Raw genomic sequence first — 10,935 nt, 5'->3', positions numbered from 1 at the left:
CTCTTTTATCATAGGGTTTTGAAGAAACTTTTTACAAAATTAGAAATTGTGAGCGTTTCAAATGATAAGTTGTTTGTGAGGTTTTAGGCATAATAAAAGGATTTAAGTAAGTTAAATTTTATTTTTGGGCGTGCCCTTGTGGGCGTTTCGCTGCGCTCATGCCCACAAGGTCGGCGTGCTACGGGCTACGCTCACGCTTCGGTGCTGCGCTTCGCTCCGCACCGTGCTGACGCACGCCCTTCGCATGCCTCACGCAAAGAATCATCAAACTCAAACATTTACTTTTGATAAACAACACAAGCCCACCCCTTTTGAACAATTACCCTAACACAATTCAATTCGTATTTCATAGCTTCATTTTCAATAATTTTTACATCACTTTCAAAAAAACCGCTAAGCACTAAAAAACCTTTTGACTTCAAACGAGATAGATAGTTTTGCAGCTGTTGTAAGATAACATTGCGGTTAATATTAGCAAGAACAATATCAAACAAGTGGTTTTCAAACGTTTCAATACTGCCCAAGTAAGTTTGGATATTAGAAACCTGGTTTAGAATTGCGTTTTCTTTTGTATTTTCAATGCATAAAATGTCAATATCTAAGGCAAAAATATCCTTTGCGCCTAAAAAGCTAGCGTAAATAGACAAAATTCCAGAGCCACAGCCTACATCTAGTATGTCTTTATCTCTAAAATCAAGCAGCTGCATAGCTTTGAGCATCATTTGAGTGGTTTCATGGTGTCCTGTACCAAAAGCCATTTTCGGCTGAATTTGAATAACGTGCTTATACTTTACATCCTCTTGATGATTATGATGCGTCGCTCTAATAAGCAAATCAGGAAATAGAGATACAGGTTCAAACTCCGCTTCCCAAAGTTGATTCCAATTTTGTGCAGGTAACAACTTAACTTGATACGGAAGGTTTCTCAAAATAGAATTAGTATCAATTACTTCCTTTAGCTTGCTTTCGTTAAAATGAGCAGCAGGTATATACGCATGCAAAAAATTATCATTTTGCTCAAAAGCCTCAAAAATATCCCCTGTAAGGCATAATATAACCTCCTGCAACTCTGAATTTGTTTTCCAAGTTATTTGTAAGTAGTCTTGTAAAGCTCCGCTCATTGCACAAAAATAGTTATTCATTTGAAGGTAAGTTTAAATCTGAATTACTCCTTTGGTTAATTTGAGCTAACAGCTCTTGCATCCCTTTTTGAACAGTGTGAAAGTCTAGTATTTTTTTGCTGATATAATGAAAATGGATATGAAACACTTTGTCTTTTTCAGGAGTAAGCAGGTACTTATTTAAACGGTAGCTTTCTCGTATTAGCCGTTTAATTCTATTTCTATGTACAGCTTTTTTGAAAGTCTTACCAGATACTGTGATGAGCACTTGTGCAGGTATAGCCAAATCTTTTTTTTCTACAATTAAGTATCGTGCTTTGAATGGATAAACAAATAAGCTTATTCCTTGTTCATACAATCTCTGTATATCTTTTCGCAGTCTTAGACGTTCTATTTTTTGAAAACCGTATTTTTTTGTGGTCATGATTTGTATAAAAGAGATAAAAGATGTACTTTTGCACTGTTGTTGGGTTGTTAGCTCAGTTGGTTCAGAGCACTACCTTGACAGGGTAGGGGTCACTGGTTCGAATCCAGTACAACCCACTTTTATTTTTTGTTTTTACTTTGAAAATCGCGAATTAAATTTATCAGCGGTTGATAGGAACGAAGTTGAGGAAACAATTCAAAGACTTCGGTGTGTTTAGCAAAGTCCAATTCCAATCCTAAAACAAAGTATTCATCAGCTTCTTGCGGGCGAATGATGGAATATAAGTAAGCCGCTAGTCTGTAATACAAAGAAGCTTCATAGCTATTTTCCTGAATACCTCTTTTAAGCACATTGATAGCTTCCTCAAATTCTTTTTGTTCATATAAACAAGCTGAAAAATCTAACCAAGCGTAAATGGCATCAGGAAATTTTTTTAAGCCCTCTGTGTAAGTTTGGTAAGCATCTTTAAGATACCCTGCTCGGTATTGAGTATTAGCCAAAGCTATCATATAGTAAGGATTATAGGGATAGAGTGAGTAAGCCTTTTCAAAATAAAACATTGCCATGTTAAAGTTTTCATACTGCTCCGCACATATCCCTAGCCCAAACCAAGCTTCATGGTGATAGGGATCTATTTTAATTGTTTCTAAATAATATTCCCCAGCCTTGCGATATGCCCCCATGCATAGGTAGCACTCTGCCAAGCTATAACTAACTTCATAATGACTTCTATCCAGTTCAAAAACAAGTTTGAGGTGCTCTACTGCTTTATTGTAAGCTTCAAAATGAACGTATATGTTAGCAATACTAACATGAGCCTCTATATGCTTTTCGTCCAAAGTAACCACAAAATGATAAGCTTGAAGCGCTTCTAAATAAAAACCTGCGCTTTCGCATATAAGAGCTAAAATGTACCATCTTTTTATATTATAGGGCTCTTTTTGAGTAGCTTGTTTGTATCTTTCCAGAGCAATATGCAGCTGTTTAGTTTTTTTGAGGCACTCTACTAAAAGGTCTGTACAATCTGTATCTATTTCATCGGACAACTCAATCCATTGCTCTAAGTAGGTTATAGCTTTTTCATAGTTTAGATTATCCTTGTGGGCTGTTGCTAGTAACAAATAACTTTCCAAGCAGTCAGGATCTTGAGCTATACTTTTGTCTAAATAAGCAATTCCGTTTTCGTAGTCCCCTTTGAGTATGTAAGCATACCCTAATTTATATAAAATTTCAGGATCTTCAGGCTGCATTTGACATGCTTTGTAAATGTAGCTAAATCCTGTATCTAAATCTACATCAAAAGGCTTTTCTTTTTCTTTCTGTAGTAAAGCGTAGCCGTAATTAGCCAGCATTCCTGCGTGATACGGGTATAGGCGTATTGCTACTGCTAAAATTTCTATGGCTTTATCGTAATTTTGTTCATTCAAGCACAGATCTGCCATGTTTTCTAGCAAATCTAAGTCATACACGTCTTGCTTTTCGTCAAACTTTGCAATACGCCTTCGGATATATTCCTCATCAAACTCAAAAAAATCCTCAAAACGATTGTCCATGGCTTTACGCTTTACAAGTATAAAAGTACAACTTTTTTTTGACTCACACAAGTTTGTTCAGATATTCATTTGAGTATTTTTCTACATCAGATTCATTGTCATTTTAGAAAAGATTAGAATTTTTTATTTTTTAGGCGTGTCCTTGTGGGCAAAAGCTCACAAGGACGGCATGTTCGGACTATGTACGGAATGCCCAACCCTTGTGTCACAAGGGGCACGCCAAAAAAATCAAATTATTCCTTAAACTTAACAGAATATCCTGACACAACTACATCTATTACTGTTCTTTTCTCAAAAACTCAAAAGGGGCTAGCTTTTTTCAGCTAACCCCTCCTTTTGACCGTTTAATTTTGAGCTTATTCTAATACTATTTTTGTATAGCTAACTGTGCCATCTATTACAAGGCGTGCTATATACAAACCTGCGGGCAAATCAACACGGTTGAAGGTGTATGTATATGTACCTGTGCCTTGATTACCTTTAGTTAGAGTAGAAACTATTCTGCCATCTAGTGCAAGTACACTTAGTTCTACATTTGCTTTGTTAGAGAGAGTGTAGACAAAGTTTACACTTTCAGCAGCAGGGTTGGGATAAGCTTGTAAAGTAACAGTTTGGCTAAGGTCAGCGCTATTGCCTACACTACTTAATGTGAATTGTGCATCGCAAATTTGAGCATCATCTATGTAAGTAAAGTCAGTTTGACTAGTTGAGCTTGATTGGCATTTGCCTATGACGATAGGTATCTCATAGCAGCCTGTGTTACCTAAAACAGTGGGTGCAATAGATAAAAGCTCTGCTTCATTATCACGAGAAGTACCATCAGTAATAGGTAAAACAGGTGTGTACATACTTGTAACAGTATTAAAACCTTGCATCCATGCATCAGGTTTACCTACGTTATCACGGTCATCACCCCAAACAAAGAATATTTTGGTACCATCTTCTGTACGCGCGACTTGAGCACGAGAAGCATCTTGGGGTGGCTCTGCTTCACTTCCATCACCAATAACTGTAGTGTAAGAAAGTAAGCTATCAATTAAACGCCCTTGAATGTTTGAAGGATTATCCCCCCAGATATGAACTAGGTAACGACCTGCGTTAGGATATAAATAGAAAGTAGAATCGGGGTCAACACCATCTCCTGCTGCAGCAGCTACTGAACCTACAATGTGGAACTTGCCTGAGTTATCTACGGTAATATCTGCTGTGTAGAAGAAATTGACAGGTGAACCTCTTTCTGGATCTACAAGTAGTTGAGATGTTACGTTAGGTATATTCATGCTACCCATGTCAAAGTTTATGAGGGACCAAGTATTACCGCCATCTGTGGTTTTCCATAATATAGGAGCACATGTGTTACTGGGGTGGGTAGCTTGTAAATCTCCACGAACCATAATATACCCTACCATTCCATTAGGTGCAAAAGCTATGCACACATCTTGGTACATGTGATCGCCAGGGGTATCAATGCTAGCTGTGGCCCCCATTTTTAGTTTGTTATTAATAACCCAGTCTATTCTATTTGTTGTGCTATTCCATGTACCTTTCCATACTACAAGAGTATCTTCGCTAATGTTATCATTAGATGGATCCGTATCATAGTCTATAGCCCAGTAGGTACCATTTGCTTCATGAAGGCTTTGAGCAATGAGGTGGTTATTTGCTTGGGCGCTTTCAGATTGTAATGAACCGTCAAATTTTGCAGTGTAGAACCCGTAGCCTTTCCATCCTGCGCCATCGGTTAGTGCACCTAAACCTGATGCGAATGCGTTAGCTGGGTTAGTGTTTCCTGCGGGGTTATGAATTACTATTTGTGGATAACGTCCATTACCTATAGAGCTTGATGCGAGGTTGTCGTAGATAAGAATGTCGTTAGTGAATGTAGACCCTGCATTAGTGGAAACGTCTATTCTTATTCTACCTCCTCCACCTGTGGTAGCAGAAGCACGGTGTGCATGAACCACAGTGTTTAGAGCGTTGCTGGCAGCTATGCGATGACGGTTAGAACCTAAAGCAGTGTATGCATTTACCGCAGAACCGAGTGCTTTGAAGCTGATAACACTAGTTTTATTTGGATTGGCATTTGACATTGCGCCTGCCACATTTAGCGGCTTACGGAAAGGACTTACGTCAGGATCGATAGCATTGTACTGATTTTTATTTAATTTTACGGGGGTAGTTTTTCTTTGATTTTGTGCGTACAAGTTCGCTGTGATAGCGACCCATAGCACAAGAGCAGGTAGGATTTTTGACCACTTTTTCATAAGCTTTTTAGTTGTTTTAACGATGAAATCGTTGGGCAAATATAAAAGGAGATTTTCAACTATGCAAGAAAATATAATATTTTTTTAACATTGAGATTGAATTCTTGCGTGAGGCATGCGGAGGGTGGGCGTTAGCCCAGTGCGGAGCGAAGCGAAGCACCGAAGCGATAGCGTAGCCCGAAGCACGCCGACCTTGCCCATACAAGCGCAGCGAAGTATGGGCAAGGGCACGCCCAAAAAATTAAAAATTCATACATTAGCTTTTACTTGATAAAGATAATTTTACCGTAGCCTTTTCGGTTAAAAAACTGATCTTTATCCGATACAACCACTTTCATCTCTTTACCTTGATGCTTAGCCGTCATTTTGTAAAGATATACGCCCGAGCTAAGTTGTGCTTGCTTTTCATCTGTACCTTCCCAAGCAAATTCAGAAATGTTTTCACCATGCTTGATATTAGTAAAGAATATCCGATGAACACGCCTGCCCATTAGGTCAAAAATATCAACAAAGACTTCATCAGGTAGAATAGGCCCTTGAACAGTAAAGCTGAATTTAATCTTATCTGTAAATGGATTAGGGAACGCAAAAATTTGAGTTATACCACTTTCTTGCTTAAATACAGCAAAATTTACGGTTTTATTTACCGTGTTATGCTCGTAGTCTTTTGCTTTTATAGTAAGTGCATAATAGCCATCAGGTAAAGAGTCATGCAAGATTTGAATACTCGCAGTGTTGCTATTAGCGGCACTGCCTGGGCTAAATGTCGCTTTAAGTGAATTAGCTGTATTGAAATAAACTGGCTTCTGCTCATTGTTTGGATAAGTAAGAGTAATTTCTTCAAAATAAGTAGTGTCTGAAAGATAAAAACGTGTGGAATTATCTTGTAAAGTGGCATCTATGCGCACTGTTGGGGATACTTCTTGTTTGTCTGCAATTTCCTGCCCATCAAAAGTAATTTTAATTTGAGGTGGTGTATCATCTTTCAAGTAAATGCGCTTTTTATAGGTGTTGTTATGATAGTACTGCTCCAATGGGTTCTTATAGGGATTGACTTCAATAACTACATCGTACCAACCTTGCAAATTTCCTGATAAGGTTGTGTTAAGACTTAACATTAAACTATCCGATAAAGCATGTAGACTGCGTATTTTTTCTGTTTTAAGCAGGACTTTTTCATTAGAGTATGCGTTAGAGAGGTAGTAGTGTACCCAAACGCTATCTACGGGGTGGGGTGATATATTCCGTACATAAATTTTGGCTTGAATATTGGCTTTGTAGCTTATTGTATCGTTCAAATTGGATTGAAAAGTAACGGGGTCTAAAGTCAAATCACCTACACCAGTGTAGAACACTAAATTATGGCGAAGTTGCGGTGCCGTATTAAATAGTGTGTCTTTGAAATGAGCTACAATATCCAAGTAAGGGTAGGTATTAGCGTTAATATCACTTAAATTCGTGTTTTGATAGGTTCTAACCTTTGATTTAAGCAAAGATCTTGTACCATCTATGCGAACTCCGTAAATATCGTAAGTAATGGTATCGCCTGTGGGGTCAATGCGGGTAGTGTTAGTGTTCCAGTGTAGACTGCTCCAAGAACTTGCAGGACCTATTCGTTCGTATTCGTACTTACCTTCATACCAAAAAGTATTATAGACTACTCTTAAAAAGGCGTTTTGGGCATGGATAGGTATGGGAGAACTAGGATCATAGCCTTTTTCTATTGCACTTCCAATAGAAGCACCTTTTTTACCAAAAATGATAAAGGATTCATTATCTTGAAAGCTGCGTATATGTGCAGAACCTATACTCTCAAAAGCTTGATAAATTTGTTCTGAAAAGGTTGACAAAATTATGTTTGCAGTAGATGCTTTCCATGCAAATACAATATAACCATCAGGAATACTGTTGATAAAAGCAGGTATTTTGTTTTTGCCATTTTGATTAAAGCAATAAGCAGGAGAGTTGAAATAGAATCCACCATTTTCGCCACAATCGAAGCCGCCAAAGGGAGACTCCCAAGCTTTTAGACTAGTAGGATGCATAACTGCTATAAACAGACCTGTATTAGCTCCTATACAGCAGCAATTTACATCCAGACCTACGGCACCGTTGATACTGTATCCTGTACTTGTGTTTATGTCAATAGTTGCTGTATTTTGGGAGAATGTCCATAGTTTTTCAGTTTGATTGATATCTAATAAGTATTTTTTGCCGTCATTATATTGTTGCAAATGGACTTGCGCTATTCCGCTAGGTGAGTTTGAAATGTAAGTGAAGTTAGAAGTTGCCCAATAGTCTTGGGCAGAACCAGAATTGATTTTTACTCGCCAATAGTAAGCAGTACTATCGGTGAGTGTAAAAGGTAAAGTGAGTTCAGCTTGATAGTTTTTAGCAGGGATATCAGTATAAGTTTTGAGAAAGCCTGAATTAAAAGTAGCCACTGTGTCAATTTGGAAGGTAAAAGTAGTGTTAGGTTGGGTATGCATATTTTCTGCTGAAGCAATTAGTTTAACGGTGGGTGTGCTTACGATTTGATATTTGATAGGGTACATAGCAATGGCTTTATTTTTAGGTAGATAGAAAGACTTACATGCTGTATTGTTGTCTTCGTCTACTTCTGAAATATAATTTTGATAGTCTAAGGTTATGCAAATAGTGTTATTTTCGGTTAGTTCTACTGCTTTTTGGCTTATCCAAACACGTAGAGTATCTCTGTTGTAGAGCTTTCCTGTATAAGCTTTTTGATACACTACTTTGGAATTAACAGAAATACGGTATTGTATGCTATCCTTATAGGCGCGAGCGTTGTTGCGTATCACGGCTTGTACCATGAAGCTGTCTGCTTGTAGGCTAACCTGCTTAGGAAGTATAGTTATATCACTGGGTTGAATAGTAAAATCGGGCTTGTAGGGAAGTTCTAATTTTAAGCTAGGGTCGCCTTGCAAGCATACGTACCTTGCATGATTACGAAAAGCAGGTAAATAGGGCGCAGGAACATTTGTGTAATTTTTAAGAGTATTTTGTACCGCATCGCCAATAGGGACGTTAGAAGTGTCTTTGAACAACTTGACATACAAAGTATCAACGTATCTATCTACTACACTTAGCCAAGTAGTAGCACTGCCCCCTAAATAAACTACTGCCCCTTTTTCAGGTGTTTTGACAAAATTTTCGCCAATACTGCTACCTGGTAACGCAAAGTCCCCTGTCTGACACCCATTAGAAATAATGAAAGGATAGCGGTCTTTGTTCTCGTACTTTGTTACATCATCTATGGCTACATCCCAATTTTGGGTAGTACCATGTCCAAGAAAGTTAATTACACCTACACCGTTGTTGATTTTATTGAAAATAGTGGACATAATATCGCCCACAATAGGCTTAGTAAAGTCTTTGGTGTGGGTAAATACATCTGCTCCGTAAGGATATCCTTCAATTATTTTGCCCATTATGTTTTTGAGAATGTGAGAAATAGTGTCAATTTCCCATTTGTTTGCACCTCCACCAAGATGTAAAGCGTTTTTAATATAAGGCTGTGCTCCTTTTTGTTCAAAAGCTTTGACTTTGTCTAAATAAGCTAGTACTTCGGCATTATTAAGTGCGGTTACTCTACCTATGGTCAGACGGTCATTAGTCATGATTTGATTGTTATCAAAATTGCCAATAAACAAATTATCGCTTACAGGGTTACCCCAGGTGGGTACAAGATTATTACCTGTATTTCCTGCTAAGGCAATACATTTGCCTAACAAAAGGATATGTCTGCGTTTTTGTGAAGGTAGAGGATTCCACATGTTTGTCATGTATTTACCCATTCTTTTGAGTGCTAACGGAGTAAAATCACCGAAAGCAAACTCATTCATAATTTCATCTATGTAGTAAATTTTTGCATTGTATTTTGTGTTTCGGTAAGCTAAATACTCATTTGCGCCTGCTGATAAGCTTTTATGCGTAATAATGATAAAGTCATAGTTTGCAGAGATACCTGCGGGTAAATTAGCAAAGCTAGCAGGGGTAGGATTTGGGCAAATTTTAAGATTACTTTGTACCACGAAAAAGCCTATTTGGGGCAATCCTCCATTGTTGATAATAATTTTAGCCGTATCCGCATCCATAATTCCTTGACAGACCACTTTGTTAGTCATATCAAAGAAATATGCTGCGCCTGAACCTGCTATACCATATCTTTTGAAATAGTTATTTCCTGGGCTACCTTTTAGAGTTAGCATTTCTTGACCTGTTACATCATGCTGATTGAGTAGCTTAGGATAGCTAATTGTGTATTGATTGAAAGCAATTAAGCTATTAGTTCCTGTGTGTTGAATAGAAAGCGTATTGTTCAAAGTAAGCCAAGATGCAGGAAATTTAACTGTACGAGTATGCACTGTAAAGCCTGACCAATTGAAAGAAGTGATATTATTTCCGTTCCATTTGAGCAGAACGGTGTGTCCTGATGCATTATTTGGGCATCCTCCGTAGGTTGGGCTTGCGGATGAGCTACCACTCAAACCTGTAAATTTGAGTTCTAATATGACACTATCTGTGGCGCTAGTATTTGCTAAGGGAGTTGAAATGGTAAAGTCTGCAGTAGATGGACTGTTGATTATTGGTCCTACTTTACCCTCGCCGTTGGTAAATTCAGGGTTATAGATTTCAGGCATGCCTGGCCAAGCAGGGTAGCCCATAAATGTACCTATATTCCAACAGCTTCTGCCATTGTAATAAGTGTTAGCTAATTGCTCTACAAATGTAGTAATCCCTTGTGTAAGCAAAGGTGCTGTAAAAGAGGTGCTTTGAAACAAAGTATATCGTTGAGTAGAAGGACTTGGGCTTGTAGTTAAGAAGTAGCTGGCTGTATCTCCGCCAAAAAGGGCGTATTTTGTGTTAGGTTGGTGGCTGGGGCTGGCATACAGTTCTGCATCATCTAAACCATCTAAACCTTTGGCGTAAAAATATAAGGTATCGCCGTTATCCCATAGATTGTTGCTGTTGTTGTCTTTTATCCATAGAGGTTGTTCTACGCCTCGCCTGTACATGCGTAAGTTGGGTATAGGTACGCTTCCCAAGCCTGCACTGCTGGTTTGAGGAAAAGTTAGTACATACACTCCTTCATGGGCGATACGTATCTTATAGTGAGGTTGGCTATAGTCAATCCAATGGTTGTTGTAAGTTTGACTATATAAAAATGATACGGATAAGCAGACAAACAAGCAGGAAAGTAAAAGTTTTTTCATAGCTTTGACAAATATACGAAACAAATGTAATAGAAAAAAAATTTATGTTAGTTCTGAACAATATGGTTGACATTTTAAGTAATGTGAATCATATCAGGTGGTATAATGGTATGAATATCGGGGAATAAAAATTAGACTTTATGAACCAATATGGTTGACATTTTATCTATTATGAATGATATCTGGGGGTATAATGGTATGAATATCGGGGAATAAAAATTGTTTTTCGGGTTTTTCGGAGATATATTTTAATAAGTATTCGTAGTGAAAATGAGCATGATACAAAGTTTTGATGTCAGCAATGCTTAAGTTAAGATTGCCTCGTTCTTTTCT

General features: G+C 37.9%; 7 protein-coding genes and 1 tRNA gene. 3 read left to right on the top strand and 5 right to left on the bottom strand.

Annotated features, from left to right (window positions below):
• Positions 1–138 precede the first annotated feature (138 nt).
• Positions 139–288 (top strand): hypothetical protein, encoded by a 150-nt coding sequence (locus NZ519_07545; protein MCS7028608.1) that lies wholly within the window; start codon positions 139–141, stop codon positions 286–288.
• On the opposite strand, the gene prmA is transcribed toward NZ519_07545, so the two are convergent.
• On the bottom strand, positions 279–1,121 hold the full coding sequence (gene prmA, locus NZ519_07540) for a 50S ribosomal protein L11 methyltransferase (GenBank protein ID MCS7028607.1): 843 nt from the start codon (positions 1,119–1,121) through the stop codon (positions 279–281). The two genes, NZ519_07545 and prmA, sit on opposite strands and share 10 nt — an antisense overlap.
• 13 nt (positions 1,122–1,134) lie before the next feature.
• Positions 1,135–1,545, bottom strand: coding sequence for a ribonuclease P protein component (gene rnpA, locus NZ519_07535; GenBank protein MCS7028606.1), 411 nt, complete (start codon positions 1,543–1,545; stop codon positions 1,135–1,137).
• A 44-nt stretch (positions 1,546–1,589) separates the two neighbouring features.
• Between rnpA and NZ519_07530 the strand changes: the two genes are divergently transcribed.
• Positions 1,590–1,664, top strand: a tRNA-Val gene (locus NZ519_07530).
• 3 nt (positions 1,665–1,667) lie between these two features.
• Here NZ519_07530 and NZ519_07525 read toward each other — a convergent pair.
• Positions 1,668–3,101 (bottom strand): tetratricopeptide repeat protein, encoded by a 1,434-nt coding sequence (locus NZ519_07525; protein MCS7028605.1) that lies wholly within the window; start codon positions 3,099–3,101, stop codon positions 1,668–1,670.
• Between the two features lie 356 nt (positions 3,102–3,457).
• Positions 3,458–5,365, bottom strand: a complete 1,908-nt coding sequence (locus tag NZ519_07520) for a T9SS type A sorting domain-containing protein (protein MCS7028604.1) — start codon at positions 5,363–5,365, stop codon at positions 3,458–3,460.
• Positions 5,366–5,480: 115 nt separating this feature from the next.
• Here NZ519_07520 and NZ519_07515 point away from each other — a divergent pair, with 115 nt between their 5' ends.
• Complete coding sequence (locus NZ519_07515; protein ID MCS7028603.1) at positions 5,481–5,636, top strand: hypothetical protein; 156 nt, start codon at positions 5,481–5,483, stop codon at positions 5,634–5,636.
• Here NZ519_07515 and NZ519_07510 read toward each other — a convergent pair.
• Positions 5,629–10,602 carry a C25 family cysteine peptidase gene (locus NZ519_07510; protein ID MCS7028602.1) on the bottom strand — a complete coding sequence of 1,658 codons (4,974 nt, stop codon included), beginning with the start codon at positions 10,600–10,602 and terminating at the stop codon, positions 5,629–5,631. The genes NZ519_07515 and NZ519_07510 overlap by 8 nt on opposite strands.
• Positions 10,603–10,935: the final 333 nt, after the last annotated feature.

The sequence above is a fragment of the Bacteroidia bacterium genome (assembly GCA_025056095.1).
Taxonomy (GTDB): Bacteria; Bacteroidota; Bacteroidia; order JANWVE01; family JANWVE01; genus JANWVE01.
The sequence above is the reverse complement of the archived record's forward strand: the minus strand, read 5'-3'. Positions and strand labels throughout refer to the sequence as shown.

Excerpts from the sequence above, each read along its gene's own strand:
- NZ519_07515 (MCS7028603.1), top strand. The coding sequence starts at position 5,481 with ATGCGGAGGGTGGGCGTTAGCCCAGTGCGGAGCGAAGCGAAGCACCGA.
- rnpA (MCS7028606.1), bottom strand. The coding sequence starts at position 1,545 with ATGACCACAAAAAAATACGGTTTTCAAAAAATAGAACGTCTAAGACTG.
- NZ519_07525 (MCS7028605.1), bottom strand. The coding sequence starts at position 3,101 with ATGGACAATCGTTTTGAGGATTTTTTTGAGTTTGATGAGGAATATATC.
- prmA (MCS7028607.1), bottom strand. The coding sequence starts at position 1,121 with ATGAGCGGAGCTTTACAAGACTACTTACAAATAACTTGGAAAACAAAT.
- NZ519_07510 (MCS7028602.1), bottom strand. The coding sequence starts at position 10,602 with ATGAAAAAACTTTTACTTTCCTGCTTGTTTGTCTGCTTATCCGTATCA.
- NZ519_07520 (MCS7028604.1), bottom strand. The coding sequence starts at position 5,365 with ATGAAAAAGTGGTCAAAAATCCTACCTGCTCTTGTGCTATGGGTCGCT.